Annotated in this window: 26 protein-coding genes; 3 read left to right on the forward strand and 23 right to left on the reverse strand. The window is 47.1% G+C overall.

The features are described 5' to 3' along the window. Window positions 1-58: 58 nt before the first annotated feature. The 6 genes from mobC to virB11 form a co-directional block, all read right to left on the reverse strand. Window positions 59-811 carry a MobC family replication-relaxation protein gene (mobC, locus tag OGY04_RS03480; RefSeq protein WP_172408850.1) on the reverse strand — a complete coding sequence of 251 codons (753 nt, stop codon included), beginning with the start codon at window positions 809-811 and terminating at the stop codon, window positions 59-61. Between the two features lie 11 nt (window positions 812-822). Further along, on the reverse strand, window positions 823-2,700 hold the full coding sequence (locus tag OGY04_RS03485) for a type IV secretory system conjugative DNA transfer family protein (RefSeq protein ID WP_286584763.1): 1,878 nt from the start codon (window positions 2,698-2,700) through the stop codon (window positions 823-825). 707 nt (window positions 2,701-3,407) lie between these two features. Continuing rightward, a complete protein-coding gene (locus OGY04_RS03490) occupies window positions 3,408-3,713 on the reverse strand; it encodes a hypothetical protein (RefSeq protein WP_044711683.1) in 306 nt (101 codons plus the stop codon). Window positions 3,714-3,761: 48 nt separating this feature from the next. After that, window positions 3,762-4,064: a TrbM/KikA/MpfK family conjugal transfer protein gene (locus tag OGY04_RS03495; RefSeq protein WP_172408792.1), complete on the reverse strand. Its 303-nt coding sequence runs from the start codon at window positions 4,062-4,064 to the stop codon at window positions 3,762-3,764. 44 nt (window positions 4,065-4,108) lie between these two features. Continuing rightward, window positions 4,109-4,507 (reverse strand): cag pathogenicity island Cag12 family protein, encoded by a 399-nt coding sequence (locus OGY04_RS03500; RefSeq protein ID WP_172408852.1) that lies wholly within the window; start codon window positions 4,505-4,507, stop codon window positions 4,109-4,111. After that, a complete protein-coding gene (gene virB11, locus OGY04_RS03505) occupies window positions 4,504-5,523 on the reverse strand; it encodes a P-type DNA transfer ATPase VirB11 (protein WP_286584765.1) in 1,020 nt (339 codons plus the stop codon). Before virB11 ends, OGY04_RS03500 begins: the two co-directional genes overlap by 4 nt. Before the next feature lie 37 nt (window positions 5,524-5,560). Between virB11 and OGY04_RS03510 the strand changes: the two genes are divergently transcribed. Beyond that, complete coding sequence (locus OGY04_RS03510) at window positions 5,561-6,568, forward strand: hypothetical protein (protein WP_057067601.1); 1,008 nt, start codon at window positions 5,561-5,563, stop codon at window positions 6,566-6,568. On the opposite strand, the gene OGY04_RS03515 is transcribed toward OGY04_RS03510, so the two are convergent. The 17 genes from OGY04_RS03515 to amiA all read right to left on the reverse strand — a co-directional run bounded on the left by OGY04_RS03515 (window position 6,499) and on the right by amiA (window position 20,689). Continuing rightward, a complete protein-coding gene (locus tag OGY04_RS03515; RefSeq protein WP_071941327.1) occupies window positions 6,499-6,885 on the reverse strand; it encodes a hypothetical protein in 387 nt (128 codons plus the stop codon). The genes OGY04_RS03510 and OGY04_RS03515 overlap by 70 nt on opposite strands. Beyond that, a complete protein-coding gene (gene virB10, locus OGY04_RS03520; RefSeq protein WP_172408795.1) occupies window positions 6,878-8,128 on the reverse strand; it encodes a VirB10/TraB/TrbI family type IV secretion system protein in 1,251 nt (416 codons plus the stop codon). Before virB10 ends, OGY04_RS03515 begins: the two co-directional genes overlap by 8 nt. Window positions 8,129-8,147: 19 nt before the next feature. Continuing rightward, window positions 8,148-9,047, reverse strand: coding sequence for a P-type conjugative transfer protein VirB9 (gene virB9, locus OGY04_RS03525; RefSeq protein WP_202888930.1), 900 nt, complete (start codon window positions 9,045-9,047; stop codon window positions 8,148-8,150). Continuing rightward, the gene (locus tag OGY04_RS03530; protein WP_286584768.1) at window positions 9,047-9,730 is read right to left on the reverse strand and encodes a VirB8 family type IV secretion system protein; all 684 of its coding nucleotides are present in this window, start codon (window positions 9,728-9,730) and stop codon (window positions 9,047-9,049) included. Before OGY04_RS03530 ends, virB9 begins: the two co-directional genes overlap by 1 nt. Beyond that, window positions 9,723-9,860 (reverse strand): hypothetical protein, encoded by a 138-nt coding sequence (locus OGY04_RS03535; RefSeq protein WP_181919763.1) that lies wholly within the window; start codon window positions 9,858-9,860, stop codon window positions 9,723-9,725. The genes OGY04_RS03530 and OGY04_RS03535 overlap by 8 nt, the downstream gene beginning before the upstream one ends. 83 nt (window positions 9,861-9,943) lie before the next feature. After that, window positions 9,944-11,008, reverse strand: a complete 1,065-nt coding sequence (locus OGY04_RS03540) for a TrbL/VirB6 family protein (protein WP_206159633.1) — start codon at window positions 11,006-11,008, stop codon at window positions 9,944-9,946. A 10-nt stretch (window positions 11,009-11,018) separates the two neighbouring features. After that, window positions 11,019-11,246, reverse strand: coding sequence for an EexN family lipoprotein (locus OGY04_RS03545; RefSeq protein ID WP_057067596.1), 228 nt, complete (start codon window positions 11,244-11,246; stop codon window positions 11,019-11,021). 11 nt (window positions 11,247-11,257) lie between these two features. Next, entirely contained in the window at window positions 11,258-11,962 is a 705-nt protein-coding gene (locus OGY04_RS03550) for a TrbJ/VirB5 family protein (RefSeq protein WP_057067595.1), read from the reverse strand. 20 nt (window positions 11,963-11,982) lie between these two features. Then, entirely contained in the window at window positions 11,983-14,727 is a 2,745-nt protein-coding gene (locus tag OGY04_RS03555) for a VirB4 family type IV secretion/conjugal transfer ATPase (RefSeq protein ID WP_286584772.1), read from the reverse strand. Between the two features lie 10 nt (window positions 14,728-14,737). After that, entirely contained in the window at window positions 14,738-15,031 is a 294-nt protein-coding gene (locus OGY04_RS03560; protein WP_057067593.1) for a TrbC/VirB2 family protein, read from the reverse strand. Next, entirely contained in the window at window positions 15,031-15,738 is a 708-nt protein-coding gene (locus tag OGY04_RS03565; RefSeq protein WP_286584778.1) for a lytic transglycosylase domain-containing protein, read from the reverse strand. Before OGY04_RS03565 ends, OGY04_RS03560 begins: the two co-directional genes overlap by 1 nt. A gap of 640 nt (window positions 15,739-16,378) precedes the next feature. Then, window positions 16,379-16,588, reverse strand: coding sequence for a TraR/DksA family transcriptional regulator (locus OGY04_RS03570; protein ID WP_044711713.1), 210 nt, complete (start codon window positions 16,586-16,588; stop codon window positions 16,379-16,381). A 1-nt stretch (window position 16,589) separates the two neighbouring features. Beyond that, a complete protein-coding gene (locus tag OGY04_RS03575) occupies window positions 16,590-17,162 on the reverse strand; it encodes a DUF2857 domain-containing protein (protein WP_057067592.1) in 573 nt (190 codons plus the stop codon). Window positions 17,163-17,179: 17 nt separating this feature from the next. Further along, window positions 17,180-17,365, reverse strand: a complete 186-nt coding sequence (locus OGY04_RS03580; protein WP_057067591.1) for an AlpA family transcriptional regulator — start codon at window positions 17,363-17,365, stop codon at window positions 17,180-17,182. Between the two features lie 134 nt (window positions 17,366-17,499). Continuing rightward, the gene (locus OGY04_RS03585) at window positions 17,500-18,420 is read right to left on the reverse strand and encodes a hypothetical protein (RefSeq protein WP_057067590.1); all 921 of its coding nucleotides are present in this window, start codon (window positions 18,418-18,420) and stop codon (window positions 17,500-17,502) included. Window positions 18,421-18,688: 268 nt separating this feature from the next. Beyond that, on the reverse strand, window positions 18,689-19,729 hold the full coding sequence (locus OGY04_RS03590; protein WP_199963909.1) for a porin: 1,041 nt from the start codon (window positions 19,727-19,729) through the stop codon (window positions 18,689-18,691). Window positions 19,730-19,834: 105 nt separating this feature from the next. Continuing rightward, the gene (gene amiA / locus OGY04_RS03595; RefSeq protein ID WP_045379335.1) at window positions 19,835-20,689 is read right to left on the reverse strand and encodes an N-acetylmuramoyl-L-alanine amidase AmiA; all 855 of its coding nucleotides are present in this window, start codon (window positions 20,687-20,689) and stop codon (window positions 19,835-19,837) included. 424 nt (window positions 20,690-21,113) lie between these two features. Between amiA and OGY04_RS03600 the strand changes: the two genes are divergently transcribed. Together OGY04_RS03600 and OGY04_RS03605 are read left to right on the forward strand one after the other, a co-directional pair. Further along, window positions 21,114-22,496 carry an MFS transporter gene (locus OGY04_RS03600; RefSeq protein ID WP_057069100.1) on the forward strand — a complete coding sequence of 461 codons (1,383 nt, stop codon included), beginning with the start codon at window positions 21,114-21,116 and terminating at the stop codon, window positions 22,494-22,496. 68 nt (window positions 22,497-22,564) lie between these two features. Next, window positions 22,565-23,644 carry an ABC transporter substrate-binding protein gene (locus OGY04_RS03605; protein ID WP_057069103.1) on the forward strand — a complete coding sequence of 360 codons (1,080 nt, stop codon included), beginning with the start codon at window positions 22,565-22,567 and terminating at the stop codon, window positions 23,642-23,644. Window positions 23,645-23,661: the final 17 nt, after the last annotated feature.

Here is a 23,661-nt window from a genome sequence, read left to right on the forward strand (position 1 = left end):
GCGCATGACAGAATCATAAAATGAGAGCTATCCCTTATTATCATGACTTCAGTAAAATTTAAATTTGCATTGAGGTAGCGATATCGAGACGTTGCAGTTCGTCAATCGTGTAGATGCGGAACACATTCCTGTGGCGGGTTTCCAGTGGGATGTGTTGATGATTCACGATGACGTACTGGATGCTGTCAAACAGCCGTTCAAGACCGAGTTTTTTTTGCGGGTCTGGCACAATATAAAAAACGTAGATCCAGTCTTTACGCGTTCGGGCCAGTAAATGACTGGCTATGATCGACTGGTAACGGGCTTTGGTTTTCAGATGGCGCTCGGTCTCGATGGCGATCACCGTGCCGCTGGGGAGGGCAATTAGCCCGTCCGGGCGGTGACTGACCTGATAACGACTCAGGAAAGTTGTGCGATCGCCATGTATCCAGCCGCATGCGCCTTTTTTTTCGAGGATGATCCGCGCCATCTGATTATCAAGGTGATGTTCCAGCGTCCAGCCTGTGAGTTTTGAAGGCTCAAACCGGGCCGGGAAAATTTCATCATCAGGCTGTATTACGACCGCCAGCCCGTCGTTGGTTATTCCCCACAATGAAATTTTCTTCGTACGTGATACCAGGACGTGTTTTTGTATTAACCCCATTCCCTCAACTTTTGAAAGCAGGGAATACAGTGATTTATGATCCCTGAAGCCGAACAGCAGCATCAGTGTTGTAAAATCACTGTACGTTTCTTCTTTCAGGAAATTCAGCAGTCGTATTATCTTCTCGCGATGTCGGGTCTGGCGCTCGCGGTATGCGGTGATAAGCATCATTTCCCCTTCTAAAAGTTCAGTAACGAGGGATGATCCTCTTTACCTGCACCTGCACTTGTTGTTGTGTGTTTCTCGTCCGGCTTGTCAAAAAAGAGATCGGGTTGTGTTGTCGTGATAACTGATGTTGATGACGGTCCGGATGACATTTCTTCCTCGTCAAAATTCAGGGCAATGTTGACTCTTGCGGCGGTGGCGGCAACAGCGGGCGATACGGCACAGATCGCCAGTTCCCTTTTTTTAACCCTGATGGGAGAAATTAGTGAAGCAGAGGGGAGGGCTTTGGTGGTGAATATAAAACTGACAAAATCAGGCAGGTTCAGCACCATATTACTGTCGATAAAGAAACGCTCGGCCTGCCTGATGGTGCGTTCACTATCGATAGTCTCTGTCAGCACCGCATCTGTTTTGGCTTTGCGGACTTCGTCATCGACTAATATGGTGCCTGACATTCTTGCCACCCAGTCAGCGGTATCAGGGTCCATGACACGATAAACCAGCTTGAATTTGGCATTCTCCACAACTGCACCCACCACGGCATCGCTTTTCAAATCCGCCGGGCAATCTTTTAAATCGGCAATGGATTGGTGGTCCATAATAATGTGTACACCTTTATCCCGTGCCGCACCTAAGCCTTCCAGCGCAGGCTTGGATAAATGGTATTTCAGTTCGGAAAGGTAAATAGCAATAGGGCGGGGTGTGTGGTTTACCCGATCGCGCCTTTCTGCCAGCTGGTACAGGCGAACCAGCAGCATGCGCTGAGCGGTAATAATTTTGCTGTTGCGCATCGAGCCAATCACATAGCAGCAACCACCGTTATCAAATATTGTATTGAGGGAAAATCCTGCCGGTGCATTGATGGCATTGAGTAAGGCCAGCTCCTCAATTTTCCCGAAAAAGGCTTTTATCTTATCAGCGATACTTTGGACGTATTCCCCGTTATACACATCCCGAATGGTTGAGGTCGTATTACGGGCGACAAATTGTGCAGCTATTCGGGCTGCTTTGCGATCGTCAATGCGATAAAAGTCAGACTCTTGTCCTTTCTCTGCCAGACTGAAACCCGCGACAAAAAGTTCTTCCAGTTCATCAGCGGTGATATCGTTAATCAGGTTTAGCTGGTATGCCTGTTTCCTCAGGTCAATTAGGGCAAAGGATTTCCCTGCATCCTCGCAGGCTTTCCGGTAAAGGTGTGGGGCCCACTCATCATCTTTGGGGTCCATAACAAATACGCCTTCACCGGCCAAAATACTCTGATAAAGTAATATCCCGGTGGCCACCCCTTTACCGGCCCCCGTGGTCCCGATGATATCGGCATGTTGTTTTTGCCAGTCTTTTAACGGCAGGTACATCGGCTGTTTCATTCTGTTCATGCCGATAAAAATACCTTTACTCAGGTTAATATAATCCTCCGGGTTATAGTGCAATGTTTCCGGTAGCAGCGATTTCACCGTTCGGACATCAGTACGTAATTCCCTTTCCAGAGTGGTTTTTCTGACGAACCGACTTTTTACTTTATCGAGTTCAGGTGTTAACACCCTGCGCAGAAGAATATGGAAAACAAAACCGGCTGCGGTAGAGGTAATCAGTATCAGCCAGGAGAGGACAGTATTGCTGGTGGCTATCTTTATTCGGTATATCCATTGAAATAATTCGTTCACCACGGGCGCTATTGTGCCAAACAAAAAGCACAGTATGGAAAAAACTATCACCAGCTTTTTCCATAAAGGGGCTTTGAGTCGTTCATCGCTTTTCATCGACGCGAAGAATGGCATGGTCAGCCCTGAGAATAGCGCTAAAATAGGTTGATGCTGGTGCATAAAAACGAGCAGTCCCAGCATGCCGTCCACTATCGGTGATAGTGAAACGATCAGCTTATTTAACACCATAATGCTTCCTTTATCGGCCATTCGCCCCACGACATCGCCCCCTCAATTCGCCCCACGGTGTTGGGCGAAAAGCTGGGGTGAAAGCAGGGGCAAACAGAGGTGGCTGCGGTGCAGCCATGTGCCGGTAGATAGACTTTCCGGCCCGAAACGACGTGCACCAGTTCATGCGGGCTGGACGCCCTTATTGCCTGGCGCATGGGGGTAATGGCGTGGCTGTACGCCGCGCCAAAACCCCCAGGGTCAACGGCGGCACACCGTCGCCCGCTACGCGCGACCAACCCCTTTAAGACGCGCGTTTCGCCTGTTTTTTTCTCGCAAGCTCCAAAAAACGGGAACGCTGCTTTAAAGGGGTTGGTCGCGCCTGATTGGTAATATCCCCGCTGGGGCGGGAAATATTACCTGGCTTGACGGTGTGCGGGGCAAGCCCCCCACAAAAAACGGCACGTGGGCGTGCCTTTTTGCTCGCTGGGGCGGCAAAATTTTTGCGGCTCCCCCGGCCTGCTTAATTCGCTGTGGGCGAATGTGCGCAGATGGATGCGGTACCTGAAAATTAACAATTTCTGCGAAATTGAATTTTCTGTCCGCGTTCCACTGGCTTATTTCACGGCTTAACAATTTCTCCGAAATTGAAGCCAGAAATTAGCCAGCCTCAACCCCGCCGTCTGTCAGTCTGTGGCGCTGTGAGGCATAGTGTAATGTCCGGTGGTTCACACCTGTTCGCGATATATTTCAGCCCGGCATTCCTGTTCAGCCTTTAATACCTCCCGGTAGGTTTCATCATCGACTTTCGTTCCCTGATTTTCGGCGTATCGTCTGAGTTTGTCAGCATCCTGTTCATTAAGACGCGAAAGATGATGTCGCAATAAACTGATCAGTCTACTTTCATAGATCTCATAGTAAAGGCCGCATCCCTGATTCGCTTCCTCAGAGAACTTTCTGTACACGGCTCCGACCGATATTCTGTCATGATGCATTGAGTGGATGTTGGAAATAAAAAGGTTTTCTTTATCCATATTTATTTCTCCCCAAAAAAAGGTACTAACATAATGGCCGGGGGTTTATTATCCTCTGAGCCTACCAAATCTGGACAGGATTTTATTCACCGCCTCTGGGTCGGCACTGGCACATTCTCCGAGGAAAGCTTTTCTGGCATTCAGTGTATGACCGGGTAAAAATCCGTGTTTATTCTTTTTGACGATATTAAAGAAAGTTTTTTCAGCTGAATGGCACTCACTCCCTCCACTGTTTCCGGTCGCTTTCCCGTACATACAAAGCACGACTTCGCATGGGTCAGAGGCGAAGCAATAAACAGGGAGCACAATGGCAATGCACAGCATTACCGTCGCAATGGAGGCGTATTTCATGATGAAGTCCTTACCATAATTTCTGTACCAGGATATCGGTATATTTAATGTGAAAAATAAATATAGGTATCGCTACACGTCAGGCACTGAGTTGCAGGTTGATATTCAATAACACCATTTGCGCCATGCTGGCGAAGCCAGCTTGTTGCAGTAAAGAATGCTGTGCCTGATGGTGCAGCAACAACAATACGCGTCGAATGCGCAACTGCGTAAAATACGTCGGGGGTCCAAAGTGTCTCGTTAAACTGCGTTGAGTGAACGGACAATAACCACTTCCCATTAACGACTGGGGAAGGATTAATAACGGGGGTGTCATTCCATTGCGATAAATTGATATTCACTGACTCGCCCGATTTATCCCATTCAACAGATACCGGTGGGGGTGGTGACGAACAGCCGGTAAGCACCATTAAAAATAACAGTATATTGATGGTTTTCATTATGCTTTCATCTCCTCGAAGAAGGCATTACGGTGCAGTGGCCGGAAATAGATATCATTCATTCGGCGCACGTTGCCGTCTAAATCAATACTGACAATAACATCCAGACTGTCCAGCACTTTGCGTAACATAAACGTGTAGGGCAGCCGGGCGCATTGTGGGTTTTCATAACAGCGAGTAATAAAACCGTCTACCGCTTCTATTGCTGAACCCGCATGCAGGGAAGTCATACTGCCTTCATGGCCGGAGCCGGTTATTTTGAGAAAATCCCAGGCTTCACCACCGCGCACTTCGGTTAACAATATACGGTCGGGATTCATGCGATAATTCCAGCGCAGAAGACTGGCTGGCGTCACAATCGAGCCTTTTTCATCTGCTGATTCGGACGGATAGAAGAGGTGGACATAGTTTTTATGAACAAAAAAGGTGATTTCCGGATTATCTTCAATGGTCGTAATACGCAAATGGCGAGGAATAAAACCAATCAGCATCTTCATGTAGGTTGTTTTCCCGGTACCGGTTTCCCCGGCCACCGCGATAGTTTTACCGTACTCCACGCACTTCTCCATAAAGCGCGGGATATCTTTGGCGGTATACAGGCTCAACAATTCCTGATCGTGCGTCTGGGTGGTTTCTGCGCCCGTCACCCTGTTATAAAAACCGGCGTCGATATAGCTCTGGTGGGGAATTTGTACCTGTGACGGCTTTCGGATAGTAATGGAGACGGTGTTGCGCTCACAGGCCGGAGGGACAATAACCTGACAACGTTCACCGGATTCCAGCGTGGCTGACAGCCCCGGTTTGATATCTTCAATATTGTCGCAGTGATGCTTTGCCAGGCATCTGGCGAAGTTGTAACACCCCTCATAATCCAGCGAAACACTGTGCAGCTCCCAGATACCATTAATTTTGGTAAATAGCTCGCCCGGGCGGTTGACGGCGATTTCTGTTAGTCCAGGATGAGCAATAAAATCGCCAAAAAATCGCTGTGTATAGCGATCGAGAGAGATGTTTTTCATGTGATATCCTTGTATCGGATACATTTGTGGAGGGAGTATGTCGAAGACGAAAGTACTGTTCGCTTATTGCCATGAACTCGGGCGCTGTTTGTCCATTGATGAAGCGCGAATGGAATTTTTTTCCAGAAAGCCGGAAGAAAGGAAGCGGTTCACTTTTTCATGTAGCGATCGCAACTGTGATGTCACCATTAGCGGTGTTAACTATCACGTCAAAGCTGAAGATGGTGAGAAATTCAAGGCTGCGCACTTCCGTTCACCTCATCCTCACAAGTTCGGATGTGAATGGCTCGAATTCACCGAGGATGCGGATCAGGACCGGCGTCCAGACGAGTCAGAGGCTGATTTCACAGAACGAAAAGCAAAGCAAAAGCTGACGGACTATATCAACTGCTTTGACCCTTCAATAGATGATCCTGATGGCGAACCATCCGATCCCGTGAAGCTTGTTACGCCTGTTCACACAAGAAAAACGGTCGGGGATGATGATAAAACGGGTACAAATGAAGAGCCCCGCTGGAGTCGCTACACGCGAACCAACCAGCTTCAGCGACTTATCGACACATGGCAGGAAGCGAAAGAAACGCTGCCTCAGGATGAGTTCCGGGCGTTGAGACTCAGGATCATGCACCATGATCAGGTCTATCTACATGAATATATAACGCATATACAGCGTGGATTGGCTAATCCGTATTCGGGCGTCATCTATGGTGGTGGGACCCTAATGCATCGGTATGGTCGGGGTTTTCTGATTAATTTCTTTGATAAACATGAGGGGAAGCCTGTTCGCCTGTATGTCAGTAAAGATCTGATGGCGAAAGGACGGTTTGGTCATTATATCGATGAGATTCTGGACACTAAAAACGTCAGATATTTCCGTATATTTTTACTCAATCCGGTTGTTTCCGAACGGGAAAACAGCACAGGAAAAAGCGTTATCAACCTTGAAATATCAAAGCTGCGTCAACTGGCCATTTACTACGAACTGAACTCCAGCAGAGAAGATGAATCTTCATCGGTGGAGACGGAGGGGGAAAGTCCGGCGTAGCGGGCTAATGTTGTCACAAGAATGAGTATATCGGTGACGTCAGGCAGCGATATCTGCTTATGTGCCAGCCGGATATCGTCCGGGGAAAAAGGCGGTGCATCCAAAGGGCCTTCACTGATGGTGATACAGAACGGTTGCTCTTCTCCTGAGTCAATACTGAGTTCTATCAATGCGCCCCCGGCACGATAGCATGTCATGACTATTCTTCTGATTCCGGTAAGGTGTGACAGTAAGTCGTTGACGACAGCGTTGCTGAAATCGTCCCTTACGATGACGTCTGTCGCCGTAACACCAAACAAAAACTTTCGATTACTCACTCTTCATCCTCAGCGTGTAGATGCCTGAAAAATCAATATCCTGCCCTGTGACCAGGTTGATGATTTCACCCTGATTTTTGTAGAGCGTCGGTGGGATATTAATGCTGTTTTCCAGCGTGGTACGTGCCATATCCGCCATAGCCTGACGGCTGTTTTCTGTATAGTCGGTATTCCGATCTTTCTGACCGGCGCTGTTGGATGCCCATGCCCCAATATCAGGGATCATACCGACCAGTAATGCACCTCCAAATCGCTCCCTGAAATGCGAGTCTATCCAGCCATCAACGCCAGCCTCGCCCAGTTCTCCGGCAGCATTCGTATCGACCAGCGGAATATCAAGGAAAGGGGGCTGGCGGGTACGCAGTTTCGTGATGATGATGAATGCGCGTCCCTGTCCATGCGTCATTCCTGTTTCTGCACCAGTCTGGTACATCCCCGTGGCGGTGGTCCCTTTTTCTATCAGCTTTGTATTACCGCTGGCGCTCCAGATGTCTTCGGCGATCGTGCAGCGGATTTTTCCAGCCCGATCTGAGACAAAACGGTAATCCAGTGAGCAGGGAATAGCGGTATTTTCCGGCACGTACAGATCGGGATTATAAGGAATTCGCCGGACCGCTGTCGGGGACTGTTCCGGCTGTGGCGACGAGGTGTTTAGCGGCTGACCGGTATCAGAATATTGTGTCTCTGACGGCTGCCTGGCTGAGGATGCCTGCGTCATTTCCTGATGCCGGGTCCGCACCGGATTTCGTACCGCTGAACCTGAACCCTCCCGGCGCACCAGAAAACGGGCTTTATCTAAGTCGGGCAGAGCCTCCGATCCGTTGGGTGTCGTACTACCAGGGTTGTTGTCCGCCGGTTCTGGTGTTTTCGCGTCGATATAGTGCGTACCCAGATCGGTACGCTGTCGAGAATCGGTCCGATCTGTCGGGGCCACAGTTTCCTGAGGCTTTTCTTTACCTGGCTGCCAAAGAAGATTGTGGTATATCCAGTTACCCCCCCACGCCAGTGCAATCAGGGCAACGGCAGCGAATGCCAGAAAAGCGGTGGCTTTCCCCTGCTGGCGCTTTTTCAGTTTATTGACAGCCGGCTGTATTGGATCGTTATTGTCATCATCCTGCCAGGTGTGAAGCACAGCTTCACGCTTTGCGCGGGCCTCGCGCTCAAGCGCAGCAATATCATCATCCTTCTGTGTCGGACAGGACCTGGATTCATCTGGCACAGGATGCAGATGTTCGTCATTCATGTGTACAGTTCCTCAGCTGTTAATTGGTTGCGGTTTTTACCACTCGCTCAACTTGCGGGGAGACTGTGGCACCATCTGCGACCTGAACCCTGCCGAAACCACGATTTTCCAGGCCGACCACAGCGCCACCGGAACGGAGGACCAGACGGGGGGTAACTTCCTGAATAACCAGTACGGTGAAGTTGCCTTTCCTGCGGACACTGCTGTTAACCACATGCTCCTGGCCGTTTAGCTCTTTTGTCAAAGAGGGAATGGATTTGGCTGGGGAGAAGCCCACGAACGTAAAGCGACCATCGTCATAGGCGAAGTCCGGAACGATACGTGTGCTATTGCTCCCCGGATATTTGAGATAGTCCCAGTTTCGTGGCGTCTGCGCGGCGTTAAGAGCCTGCTGGATATCGGCCTGCTGTTGTTTCTGCTCCCGTTCCCGCGCTTTGGTTGTGACTTCACGGCCCGATTTTTCGTGTGCTTCATCGGGATAGCGATAACTCACCTGAAAAGCAGGCTGCTGCGATGATTTTTCATCGATGACGTTTAGCTCGACGTTATACAGCCGCCGAGTGGTAACGATTAGCATGTTGGTATGCCAGTCGTGACTGTTGGGAGGAATGACCACCTGCGCAGTATTACCGTCCACTCCGGGGGCACCCTGAATCAGGGCTACCGGGCGGATACTGACCCGGTTTGCGTCTGTTGTGGCTTCCCATGCGTCCTCAAAACCTGGTTTAGCACTGATAACCGCTTCGTCATTGTCAAAGATGAGCGTGGTTACGAAACCGGGTCGGGTATTGACGACAGTGACGTTAAACGGGTTATAGACAACCTGCTGGAGACGGGCGTCGTAGCGGCTTGCTTGTGGTATTGCAGCACCCCAGGCTATACCGCACATCGCCAGTGCGAAAAGGATGATAATTTTCATTATTCAACTCCTCTGATTTCACGATCTGCCTGCCAACTGGTCACCGTAAAACCGAACGGGTTAACTTCCCGCTCTGTATCGCTCATTTCCTTACTTGGGTCGGAGTGGAATGTCAGGTGGGCATCCCAGTATTCTGTACGCGTACTGCTATCAGCGAGGCGGCGGATAGTTTTTTTGTAACGGAGGGTGGCGACTTTATCGGGGGCAGTGCCTTCGGTGATCTGATTAGACAGGATGTCGATATGTACGGTGTGGGCCTCATTCTGGTACACCTTATCCGGGGCGTCTTTTCCTGCATAAAGTGCCAGATAATCATCATTAACCTGAGGGCTGTTATAGACCTGTACCGTTGAATAATCGTCCTGTAGGGCAGGGTAAATGTAACGTTCACGCACTCTGACGTAACTTGAGGTCATCGCCTTCTGATAAGCTTCTTCCGCTGTCAGACTCGTTTGTGACGCTCGGGTGACGTGTTCCAACCGTCCGGTATGATTATCAACAGCATACAGCTCAATAACTGTCTGTTTCAGCGGTAATATCAGCACCACAGTGGTGAGTGCCAGTATGGCAATGAGTAAGCCCGCGCCGCCAACCATAAATCCCGCCTTCGTGGCGCGTTTGTCCCGCTCAATCATTTTCTGCTCAAAGGTGCGGGAATCAGCAATGATTGACTGTTCACTCATGATTGTTTAACTCCGCCATCATCTGAGGCGTGTTTACCGGGATGCCATGCCCACTAAAGGCCAGGGGATGGGGTGACTGTGCACAGCCGTAAAGCGCGCACAGTAAAATCAGCGCAATCAAGCGTTTCATGGGATGTTTCCTCAGTGGGTTGGATAGAGGGTAGTGTTAGCGCCGGGGGGATTGACGGAAATAGTATGCAAGGGATGACAAGTTTAACGATGAAATTTCTGAACGGTTGTTTCTCTTGATTTTGCCAGCCGTCGGGCCTCGTTCCTGGCGATCATTTGCTCAATGGCATACTTACGTGCCTGAGCAGCTCTGTATCCCGGGCCGCTGCCGGGTTTATCTGTACTGGCATCTCTCCATCCCTGAAGATTGTCCTGAATTGCGCGGTTTGTCTGCTTCCCGGCTCCTGCGGCTAATTTCCCTGCACCAAACGCCGCTGCGCCTATACCCACGGCGGACAGTCCCTGCATGGAGACAGTCGCTCCCGCCCCGGCTAGTGCTCCGGCCAGTTTTGCAGAAAGGTATACCATTATTGCCGCGCAGACCCCGGCGAGACAGACCTGAGCGCCTAGCTCCACAATATTAGATTGTGCAGATATTTGTGTGGCAATATCTAAGCGGGAGTTTAAATAATTAACGACCACTCGTAGCGACAATGCAGAAAACAGAACCGTTAATATGGCTGCGAAAATATTTTGCAGCCAGTTGTTAAACATGGGACGTAAAAAGCCATACATGAGACAAAAGATGAAAACGGGGGCTGTGATGCTGAGCAGCAAAACCATGACCTCTGCGATCATTGCAACAAAGGCTGTAATAGTCATTAAAACGAATATCCCAAGCCACACATAAAATTGAGCTGTGATGCCCTCGTCTTTTATGTACGTTGAATTATCCATGTCGTGTAACGTTTTGCCTAATACCTTCGCTTTATCCCATAAGCTATCCAGTAGTTGCCATATATTATCGTTGCCGGAAAAGCCGTCTTTTAAGCCATTGATAGCGTCAATGACCCCGTCGAGATAACCGCTGACATTGGCCACAAAGGACAGGATGATGGCCATTCTTATGATGTCCCACATGACGTCCTCCATGGGTGTGGACAACTTACCTGCCAGGCTCTGGTATCCACGCCACATGATATAAAGTGTCGCTGACGTTGCCGCCAGTCCCAGCATCATGGCGGAGTATGACATCATCAGTCCCTTTGTTGCGTCGGTGACTCCCCCTATCAGGTGTTTTTCAACACCGATAAATACACCACCAGGCATATTAACCTCACTATGAATTCAGGTTGGGAGTGGGGGCATTTAACTGTTGAATCTGAAAATGAGCTTCATTGGCATTTTTACAGTTTTCAGAGGCATCGCCGGTTTTCAGGCATTTTTCATATACTGTTTTCAGCTCATCGGGATGATCTTTGTACCACTGGGTCGTTTTGGTTTCGTCTCTGCAGCCGCAAATGATGAGGAATAAAATGGACAGGAACGAAAGGGTTAATAAACGCATGTGAAACTCCTTTAGCGGTTTAAATCGGGGGTTGGTGCAGTTAACTGCTGCTGGTTCCACTGTTTGAGACGCTCATCCTCCAGCACTTTCCCGCGTTTTTCTGCCGCCTTCACACTCATTTCCCACTGATCAGTGAGCGTGTTCAGCATCACTGATTTCAACTGAATACTGTTGGCAAGGTCCTGCGACTCCTTTGAGTCTTTAGAGAGTGCAATACGGTTCGACAGGTTGTTGATCTCGCCCAGTGCCTGGCTGACCTGATCCTGGATCTCGTTAGTCTGCTCAAATTGAATTGCCTTATTGATGACCTGTTGTTTGCAGATATCGGCATAGCTTCCGGACTGCGCCGCGTTGCACGTATCGAAAACCCGGTACTTTGCGTATAGCGCATCGAACTGCCCGGCGGTGCCACCAGAAAGTAGCAGGTCGTTGAGTGTCTGGCCCGGCTTACGCAGTTTTTCCAGATCTGATTTAAGACTCTTCGCCTGATCAACGAAATCAACAATATTCCGGACACCGGTGGCCGTTGCTAACTGGTCTTTATATGCCTGAATTTGGCTCTCATAATGCTGCGCTGTTTGTATCCAGCGTTGTGCCTCTTTCAGCCATTCGAGCTCACGTAGTGGGTCAGCATCCACCAGAACAGGAATACCTGCATGTGCCAGCGGGCTGATGATCACACACGCAATAATTAATGAATGAAAACGCCGTTTCATCATGAACCTCCTGTGGGGTTTCAGAGTGCCTGAGCCAGGTAGGTATCCAGCCATTCATGGGGCTGCATCCCTTCACGGTACAGAGAGTCGAAGATTTCCAGGTTGTCGGCGCTGCCGCTCATGACTTTTGTGTACTTGCCGATACCGGAAAGATCGAGCGTCACACGTGCAGCAAAACGCTTTATGTCGCCGCGTCTAAATTGATTTTTTACCACTACATACTGGCGGGCCTGCGGATCCAGGGCTTTCACGACGTCGAACACCTCCGGCTCAAACTTCATTCCGTCGACATAATGTGCCCGGTCAGCACTGGGGTTAGCTGCCAGGATCTGCGTCCCGCACTGCTCAATCACGGCAGGCGCAATTTCATCCCTGATGATCTCCGCCGGGGACTGTGTTCCTACAACCAGCATCCCGTTTAGCTTGCGGATAGTTTTCAGCCGGTTATAGGCAAAATCCTTAAATACCGGATCCCGTAGCCATTTCCAGAACTCATCCATGAAGATAACCAGTCGACGTCCGTCGAGTAAGCTGGTAATGCGGTACAGCAGATAAAAGGAGATCGGTGCGCAGATATTCGTATCGTCAAGAAACTCTGTGCCGTCAATGCCAAAGTTATCGCAGCGACTGATATCGAAGGTGTCTGATGCGTTATCAAACACCCAGCCAAACTCGCCACCCTGCGCCCACTGTGACAGGCGAATACTCAGGCCATTCTCCTGGGCTTCTCGGGTCGCAGGCTCCGGAAGATTCTCCAGTAAACGGGTGATCCCATGAATACGGTACTGTGGTTCATTACCGATCACCGCCAGTATGGCATCATTTAGACGTCGTTCATTGCGGGGCGTGATGGTCGCACCGTTACGCGTACACAGCAGTTTCATCAGCTGACTGATAAAACTGATATTGCGTTTCGTGGGCGATAGCGAAAATGGGTTCCACCCGGTGGGCTCGCCATGTGTAATACGGTAATAACGGCCTTGCAATGCCCGGATATTCATTTCAGCGCCACGATCCTTATCCAGATAAACGGTTGTCAGTCGTTTGGTTTTTGCGTCGGGAGAAAAACTCTCCGTACGGCTATATTTCTGCTGCATGTTTTCCAGAAACGTCATGAGCATGGTTTTACCCGAACCGTTGGTACCGAGAATGCAGGTACTGGCTGGATTCTTCTCGTTGAATTCATCCTTATCCGCCAGCGTATTGTGAAGGTTCAGATAGTAGCCATCCCCTGATGGGGCACGCAGTAAGGCCATCGCATCCCCCCAGGGCGCATTATCGCGCTTGCCGGGATAGAAATTGTGTAGCGAAGCCAGCTCGACAAAATTCTGACTGCTCAGCTCACCCTTGCGGGGCCGCAAATGATAATTGCCAGGCAGTTGCGCCATATACCCGGCTGAAAGAGAAAGCGCGGCGGGAACCGATATAATGCCGAGGTTGTTCAGGGCATTGCTGATTTCGCTGGTATCGGCTACCAGACTATCCAGCGTCTGGGAAAACACCATGATGGAAAAATGGTGTTTTCCATACGCAATTTTTCCCGATGTCAGCAGGTCAAGCGCCACATCCAGATCCAGCCGCTGAGACACCGCATCATCATCTGAACTCATTAACAGACGTCGGGTGCGTTTGATGGCCTTCCGGGCTTCTTCCCGTGACATGCAGGTGTAGGACTGTGTGATGACATAATCACAGGGGGCATAAAGCAGAGAATCCATCATTCCAGTTGCTGTTTCTTCAGGGAACTCTTTAACTTCCAGACCCCGGAAATACTGGGTGCCGCCGGTATGGTTTATCTGTCCAGACTCCCCGGAGAAAAACAGCGCCGCCGATCCCATGACGGAATATGCAGGAGCACGGGTGACGCGGATCCTGCGCCATTGGTGCGTCAAGAGATACTCGTAAAAGGATAACTGGGAGGAGAATACCGCCTGTTCTTCGCTGAAAGTACCAAGAGAGTGTGCGGCGTAGCGTGACAGAGCGGTATCGAGGGTACCTTTAATTTCCAGCATCCCCTGCAACACACCGTCAAGCTCTTTCAGTTTCTGGCCGTCTTTCATACGCCGGTGTCCGGCTTTTTCCAGACTGGCAAAAGGGCGGTAGCAGGCAGTCAGGAACAAGCGGTTACGGCGAAACGGGTTAGCCTCCAGCGAGGCATAATACAGACGGCTGACTTCATCAGCGTAAGGGTTGCCGGATACCTTATGTAGCGAATCGGTAAATGGCTCCCTTACGTTATGGATATAGAAGGTGACCGGCATCCCCTCGAAAGAGCGGATAATTCCGTGCAACTGGTTACGGTCAATATTGAGCGTTTCTTCTGATTCACAATCGAACGGAGTGCCCGTCAGTTCCCAGGTACAGTAGAGGTCACTATTGGGTGAGCGGACGACATGTTGATGAATATGCGATGAATACGGAATGTATTTCCTGAGCGTGGCACTCTGATTCAATTTCATGACGTTGAGAAACTCCGTGATATCAACAGCATCATGCTCAATGGGCATAAATGCTGTTGCGCCAAATAGACGGTTTGCCGCAGGTTTTCCTCTTGCCCTGAGCCAGACGGCTATCAGGCTGAACCGCATGGGTTCATTCTTGGTAAGCGATTTCATCAGCAGAAATTCAATCGGGAGTAGGGCGAGGAAAGCGACGGAGGTCCAGACAGCAATGATGATGGTGATACCCGTGACAGCCAGTAGAGGCACCATCGGCACTCCCCATAGTGCCGCCGGACGTCTCATTGCCTTAAGCAGCTTTGCCATAGATAACCTCTCAGCTCATCAGCAGTGCGCCGATTTCACTGCCTCCACCAATCAGGATGCCGCCAATGATGATGTAGGCGCACTGGGACAGGCTTTCGCCTTTCCAGAGTGTCTTGTAACCTACCCAGATCACGGCCACGGTAATGGTGATGGCCGCCAGGCCATTAAGGCCGGTGGCGACTTTTTCCATCACGGTATTTGCGCGTTGAAAGCCATCGGCAAAAACCGGAGGTACAGAACAAACGATGAGTGCAAATGCGGAAACATGACTGAAAGCGGCCTTAAGTTTGCAGCAAAGTGTCATTATTCTTTCTCCTCACGGGGTGACAGGGAGAGGCTCCGGCGCAATGACGGCGTAGAGATCTTTTCTATGGCAATTTTCTTCTGGCGGAATTTTGAGGGGACGCCACGAACCACGCCCTTCGGCCAGATCACGCAGGGACGTAACTGGTCACCTGCAGGCGTAGGCTTCAGGAACGGCGGGGGTGTCAATTTATCCTCGTGGGTTCCGGGTACGGCATAGTGGGGAGCAGCAGCGTAACCGATTCGTTGCACATAGCTGGTTCCGGAAAAAGCCGCTTCCGGCTGTTCTCCGGTACGGAAATTGCCGGAGTAGTAGCAACTCAGTGCTCTTTTCAGCGAGCCGCCGCGTCGGTAACAGTCGTTGAGGATGTGTTCGAAAACAGACAAATTGGTACAGGGATCAAGCAGCTCAGAGGCTGTCACACCGTAATGATGGAAATTGGTGCTGGTAATTTGCATCAGCCCCACAGAATAACGGCGGCTCTGCGCCATAAGGCGACCTATGATTCGCTCGGCTCTTTCCCGGCTGGTGGGCTGATGAGAAATGATTTTATTGTGACCGGAGGTGCCTGAGCCCTTTGGGATAATTTCGGCGATCGCATAAGGGTTAAAATTGGACTCCACCCTTACGACGTCGAGTGCTGTGGACGGATGAATGCTGGTGGCACACTGCATGGCCACCGCCAGAAAGGCAGATGTGGAAAGCATAGTAGCCTCGGGAATGCGGGCAGCGTACATAGCCAAAGAACCATGCATGCTGAGGGAAACTTGAAGGGGTAATGTGTGGTTTCGAGATTGTGAGCACTTTGCGCCGGATTTCCGAAGCCATAATAAAGGGTTTCATGAGATATTCTTTACAGGGCTTTTGATTCGGGTAAATGCGGCACTAATGTTTTTGAAGTAGATGTTTTATTTCAGCGTGTCTGTTGAAAATTCAAGACCGACAAAATGATGTCACTTGGTTTTATCTGGATAGTCTCTAATCAAAATAATAATTAATGGGTCACATCCCAATTCTGCATTCCGATTTCAACGGGTCAGCGAGAACATTCAGCGGCACACTGAATTAAGGTTGTGTGATAGCCTGATATAAATTATTAAAGAACGGTGCTCGACCAAGGCTGAATAAATTCCTTACTGTCAGGTCGATGAGCAGAAACACTATCAGGATGGATTTAATTAATATAAATTGGAATGATAAAGTGAAAATGAAATGCTAAGAGTTTTTTGGGGATGAATTTTAGTAGTGTAGGGGGGAGGGGAGATATAATCGGTGATTGTATTTTTACTAATAGTGAAATATAAAGACGTGCGGGGTTTTAATTCCCTGCACGTCTTGCTGTTAAAATTATCGTTTGCGTCGCTCAAGCATTTCCTGGCATTCTCTACACGTTGTTACTCCTGGGAGAGTGCGCCTCCGCTTTTCAGGAATTGGTCTGCCGCAGAACTGACAGTGATACAGGGAAGGCGTTGCTGCTGGTTTGAAACGGCTTTGTTCAATCATTTCCTCCAGACGTTGCTCATTGAATTCCTGGTCGCGATCAACTTCGTCAGGCATATCATGTCCTCCTGTCTGTCCTTCCCTGCTCGCAAAATGTGATTCGGTTACAGACAACAGTGAGTGAGGGGGGATTGGGCTCCGAGGCTAATTCTTCGGTGATCTGCATCATGATATTAAGTGCTTCATTAGCATCAGGGCTTTTTCCTTTTAACGCCTTCCATCGACACCATATTGTGGCATCCATGGTTTCATCAGGAAGAGGTGTGCGCCCATACGGTACAGATATGCCTTGTAATCTGCGGTTGAGACAGACATCGTTAGAAGTAAGACCGAAATAATGCTTTAGTAATGCTATAGATCCACCTAACCGGATCGCCCGATTAATTTGCTGATGATACTGGGTTTCAGTACGTACTCTTTCCAACCGTTTGCGTAAAATGTCATGGTGAATTTTTACCGCAATAAATGATACGGGAGAGTGGCAGATAGAAAATAATGAATCAAAGGGTAACTGACTGATTTCGTTTATTTCTTCAAGGGTAAATCCAAGTGTTTCAGCGTAAGATAAGTCACCTTCCTTCAATGCATATATTACATCCGTAAGTACGTAATAATTCAGCGAGGGAAACATAAGTTATCTCTCTTGTCTTAGCGGTTAGCTAATTTACGATTAATCCATTCGTCAATCTCCGACTCGAGCCAGGCTACGCTGGCTGGGCCGATTTTTATTGAGAGTGGGAAACGCTTGTCTTTCATATACAGATAGATTTGTGAACGTTTAAGACCTGTTTTTTGCTCGACTTGTCTGAGGCGTAATAATTGATGAGATGGCATTTGTTCCTCCAGGGGCTTATGGCATTGCTATCATAAAGGAACACAGAATGATGTTTAGATAAAGACCGTGAACCCGTATCACGAAAATATTGACTCGTAATACGGATCTGAGCGATATATACACTGAGGATGTACTACTTCACTGTAGTTTTATACGATAAAGGGGAGCCACGCTCCAGCGCCGTTTTTAGCGTATCACCGCTGAGATGATCGGTGATGCCATCAGCAATTGCCCATTCCTCAAATATAGACAAGAGTTTGTAAGGTTGTTTCACCAGAGGGCGTATAACCTCATTATGATGACAGGCTAACCAGAAAAGCCGGGATAAGGGCGTAGATATTCTCGTCGGAGATAACGTGGAGTTTTTGTCAATGGTTAGCTTTTCTATTAATCTCTCAATTTCAACACATTTGATAACGAAACAAGCATCTTGTGGCAAGTCATGCATTGGGAAGTAGCATGGAGCCGTATATTCCCGCTTTTCATTCCGCCAGGAAGACTCTTTGATTATAGAGGTGGCCTCATCCGATAAGTATTTTATCTTGCTCTGAATTTGTTCTTCCCATGATATTTTATTGAAAAGCAAAAATAGATCATTTGCATTCGTAACAGTAATGCCAAAATTAATGGCGTCAGGATTGTTAATAGGTGGTGATATTCTGAGTGAGTCTGCTAGATATCTTTGAATGATAATGTATTCAAATCCAAATAGGTTAGTATCAAAAATATTTCTGCGAGATGAAAAGTAATCACCTTCAGTAGATATGATAAGATTCCTATTATTTATGAAACACTGCTTATCAAGAAAGCAGAGTCTCTTTAGTTCTGAATTGTCCAAAATAGATATTTTTACCTTTTCTCCATTTTTAGCTATTTTTCGTAATATTACCGGAGACTGGAAGTAAATGGATAGATTGATTTGCCCATAAAGTGCACATCGATATATGGTACTTTCTGTAATTGAAGTGTCGAATGTCTCATTAATCACTTGCACAGCTTCGTGTATTGTTAACCAGTTTTTTGCCATAAGCTTGAGATTGCTATTCCAGGACATGAATAATTTTCCTTTATTTGTTTTTTTTTGGTATTATCTGATGCTATATGTTAATTGATTGCTATCAATGTGGGGCATACTCCAGTGTTTATAGGCATGCGAGGTTCAGAAAAATAAATTATCTTATTGATGTTTCTTCTTTATAGCTTGTAAGTGGCTGTCACCAATGGTGCAAGGGAAAGGGTCTTTATGGGCATATATCCTATCCGTTAATTTTAGCCATGCTCTGTTGTCCAGAGTCAGAATCCATCTAACTCTGGATACGTTTTCACCAGTGATAACTTATCCCTGTATCAAGTTTATCTGCACAGTCAATCCCGGCAGGGCTATTTCTGATGTTATTAAATTTATAATCTAAAAAGATCTGCATATTTTTGTTGAAGTAGTAGCTAAAGCCTATTTCTTCATAATCCAGTACTCGGGTTCGTTGGCCAGCGATTGTTTGCGTCAGGTGAGTGTAACCAATGCTGGGCTGAAATTTGTCGGTCAGCGTATATTTACCCAGGGCTTCATAGCTGAAGGCGTTGGTATTATTATTGTGAGGTTGGGGGTTGATGGCATCATTACTCTGCGTGAAAACAGTGGCCAGATAAAGTTTTTTGCTCTGGTACTTAAGCCCCTCTGCGAAAGTCCGAATGTTTTTTTTGTAACCGGCATTTTGTTGCTGTGAAAATGTGGTCTCGGAAGATGACGCAGCAAAAATTGCACTGAGCTTTGGCGTAAAGAACCAAGACAGGGAAGTACCAATACCATTGCCGTTCTGTTGTCTTAAGGCTCGATTTTCGTTGTTACTTTTGAACTGGTATTGCATCGCTAATTTCACAGTCTGTTGAAAGACCGATAATTTTTTGCGCCACGTCATAAGATTAAGGGCTCGGCCACGCATGAAGTTGTCAATGTAGTTATAGGACATTTCCCTGAATAAGGGAGAGCGGTCTGTTATTGAGGTAACGTCGTACAGTACCCCCCAGTTCCGGCCGATATCCAGGCTTCCCCAGTACGGGTTGTCTACACCCAGAAACGCGAGCCGGGTTGCATTTCTGCTGGCATCTGATGCACTAACCGTATATTCCCAGTGAGCGTAGGTTTGCCAGTTGTGGGTAAGGTCATGCTTTCCAATCAACCCAAAATAGAGATAGCTACGATCGCCATCATCTTTGATGTTATTACTGGTAAAACGTCTCGCAATGATAGTGCCATAAAAATCGAGACTTTTACCGTCTTGGTTCAGAACGTTGACCGCAAAAGAGTACGGTGAGAAGAGTAGTGTGATTGATATAAAATAATAGCGTAGGTCATGCAATGTCATGATAAACATCCCTAAAGATGGCTCAGCATCTGAATGGTGGCAGGGTGGACAACTTACCGAGACATATGCTCATTGCTTAAATCCAATAGAATGAGATTATTATCGTTATGCTGAAACGTTTTGTTTGTGGCTAAAATAACTGATGATGCCATTAGAAATGGCGGATGCAATTTTGTTGCGGAATGCCGTTGTGCCTAATAATTTCTCCTCCTGTGGGTTGGTGATAAAAGAGGTTTCAACCAGGACAGATGGAATATAGGGTGATTTAAGTACTGCAAAAGCTGCCTGTTCTGTATGGTTTGAATGCATATGGTGGACTGGAGAAATGTGGTGAACTATATGTGATCCCAGTAAAAGACTTTCCCTGATGGTTTCAGTCTGTTCAAGATCGAAGATGATTTTGTCGAGATACTTGTCCCTGTGAATGATTTGTTTTCCAGCAATATTATCAGCAGCATTCTCACTTTTGGATAGATACCTTGCCATAGCGCTGCTGGCTCCCCGTGTTGAAAGTGCAAAAACGGAAGCTCCATGGGCTGCAGGACTAGCGAAACCATCGGCGTGAATGGACATAAATAGATCGGCTTTGTGTGCATGAGCAATCTGTACGCGATCGTATAGTGGAATAAAAGTGTCATCCGATCGCGTCTGTAGTGCATTTATACCGTGACTATTGAGAATGGCTTTTATCTTAAAGGTAATATCCAGTACAACATGTTTTTCCAGAGAACCTTCACAACCCACTGCGCCAGAATCAATCCCCCCGTGTCCAGGATCTAGCATTATCGTAAATTTCCTGCGCCCATTTATTGGGAGGGAGGTATGCTTATGATTTAGCTGAGGTCGTATATGTGCGTATGTAAGCGGTATAGCCAGTGTATTGGTTGCGAGAGCCGCTAAACCAGTAAGAATCAGTTTTCGTCGGGTAATGTTGGTGTTCAATGCAGCCGCCTCATACAGATGAATTTGTTATGTTATAACGTTATGAATTATTTGAGGTCGAGGACTTGAATGTTATTTTTTGTTGCTTCGAGTTACTTAATATTAATCACTGGAAAAACAGGAGGCTCCCAATGTATTGATAAATTGGATTTTTAATACTATCACTGCCTCTTATCGCTTGAATCATGATGACATCAGGCGTCCAACAATGATCGCAATCTGCAAGAGTACTGCTGATTAGCTCTTGCCCCGTCGTGTTTACTTAAAATCCTGAATTATCAATCAGGACGATGGACTCCTGCTGGAAACATATTGATATAGATCTTTTCAAAAGATAATTATTCTCATCACTGTTGGTTATGTTATAACGTAACGAATAAAGGTGTGCCGAAATATAGAATGAGTCTATCCATTGTTCGATGACTTATTCTGGGGAGGAATTATGTCAACTGAACATATCAAAGAAGAAAAACTCAACATCGGTGCCGTGCTGGCTGTATCACTTAGTACAGTGATTGCGATGCTGGACAGCACTATCGCAAATGTTGCCTTACCTGTTATTGGCAAAGATTTTGCCGTCTCAGAAGCTGCATCTATCCTGATAATCAATGCTTACCAGTTTGCTGTGGTCGCTTCATTGCTGGTATTCGCTGCATTGGGAGGCAAAATAGGTAACAAACGTATTTTTATTCTTGGGGTGATTTTTTTTGCGCTTTCCTCGTTAGGATGTGCACTTTCTGAAACGCTGATGATGCTGACGGCTTTTCGCGTCATTCAGGGCTTTGGGGCTGCGGCCATTCTAAGTGTGAATGCGGTGTTGATTAAAGAGATCTATCCTGCTCGGCTGTTAGGTCGTGGATTGGGGATTAATGTAATGGTGGTGTCTGTTTCCGCAGCGGCGGGGCCGTCAATTGCTTCAGCTATTCTATCAGTTGCAAACTGGAACTGGTTGTTTTCTATTAATGTACCGATCGCTTGTATTTCATTGCTTCTCTGTATTGTATCGTTCAAACCGACACAACGTACCGAAAACCGGTTTGATAAAGCGGGTGCGTTGCTGGTTTTCCTGACGTTCGCTTCGTTTTCAACGATGATGCTGGGTTTGGCGAGGAACAACGTGTTAGACGTTATCCCAAGCTCGATTATTCTTGTCGTGCTGGCAATCACTTTGTATTTGAACCAAAAAAGAAAGGTTACTGATGCTTTGATCCCGGTTGCGATATTTCGCAACAGGACATTTTCTCTATCGTTATTAATGTCTTTGTTATCATATAGTACGCAGTTACTGGCATATGTCACCTTACCATTTTATTTTCATAATGTATTAAACCGCAATGTCGTTGAAATAGGCATGCTGTTAACGGCATGGCCGCTGGCGACAATGTTGACCTCTCTGGTCGCGGGTGAACTAATCAAAAAGTACGAGCCCAACCTGGTAGCATTCACCGGACTATTACTACTTCTGATAGGTACTCTGTTAATGACATGGCTACCCGTACAACCCTCGAATATGCAGATCCTCTGGCGGATCGCTATCTGTGGTTTTGGTTTTGGACTATTCCAGTCCCCTAATAATTTTCTCATTATGACTTCGGTCCCACATGAAAATAGCGGTATTGCCAGCGGATTATTAGGCAGTTCACGTCTGATTGGGCAGATTATTGGTTCTGTGCTGGTGGCGTTTTTCTTTAATATGTTTGGGCGTAATGTAACGAATATTAGTCTTTTCGCCGGGGCATTGTTCTCATTTATGTCTCTGGCGGTGAGTTATCTCCGCTTTAAATCTTCATCTCATGACGTCGGTTTTTTAAAGAAGGTAATATGAATTAGTCAATAAAATAATCACGTGATGCTATTAAATTACAATTCATTTAAAACATTGAGGTGCTAAGTATGCTTAATGGAAAAATATTATTCTCATTATTCATATCATCGATGATATTATTATCAACGGCAAGCTATGCCAATAGTAGTGAGGTGAGTAAGACGATAAATGACCAATATATGAAAAATTCTGAAGAAATACCCATAAAATTCAACCGTATTATTATCACCGGAAATTGTCCCTTTGGTGTAATTATGGCAAGTGATTTGGCATATAAACATGTAGTGGGCGTTGGACCTTGGGCTTTTCTGCATTCAAACATGAAACTTCTCAAGGATATGAAGCCAGATATCGACCGTATCACTACTGACTTTATTAATAAAGACTATGTTGTAAATATGGAGTCCTTACTAAATTTACAACCAGATATTATTTACTATTATGGTAAAAGTCAGAATGATAATCTGGAGCGGGCAGGGATCCCCACTATTAATCTTGATGCTGGTGGTGACACGAAATTTGAGCCAGTAGTAACGCAGACTTATTGGGAAAACGAATTTAACCAGACCCTTGGTTTACCTCACAGTCACAAATTTTCGGATGCATGGAAGATAAGCCTCAATGAGGCAAAACCCTATGCCGAGAAGATCAAATCACAACATATTCGGGCATTGTATCTTGAGCAGAGTGATGGGAAAGAACTCAAGGTGAGTGGGCCGAAAACATATGGTGATACCTATCTTAAGATGGCGGGGATGGAAAACGTAGCAAGTGATCTGGTGGTAAAAGGGGATGCTGGCAGGTACATTAATGTTTCAATGGAGCAAATAATTCAGTGGGATCCCGATGTTGTATTTGTGGTCTTTGGTAGCGCGAAGGATATTCTCAATAATAAAAATCCCGGGCAAGACTGGCATAATGTAAAAGCATTTAAAGATGGGAAAATATTTTCTACACCCGTGGGGCTACATAATTGGGGAGGATTGTCTGCTGAGACTGCGCTATTACCATTGTTTATGATTAATAAATTTAACCCTGACTATATAACAGATGCAGAATTGAAAGTTGCAACACGGTTACACTATAAAAAAGTATTTGATTATGAAATTCCGGACGCGCTATTAACCGATGAGTTAAGACAGCGGTAATAAAATAATTCGGCGCA

The sequence above is a fragment of the Citrobacter sp. Cpo091 genome (assembly GCF_030332645.1).
Taxonomy (GTDB): domain Bacteria; phylum Pseudomonadota; class Gammaproteobacteria; order Enterobacterales; family Enterobacteriaceae; genus Citrobacter; species Citrobacter portucalensis.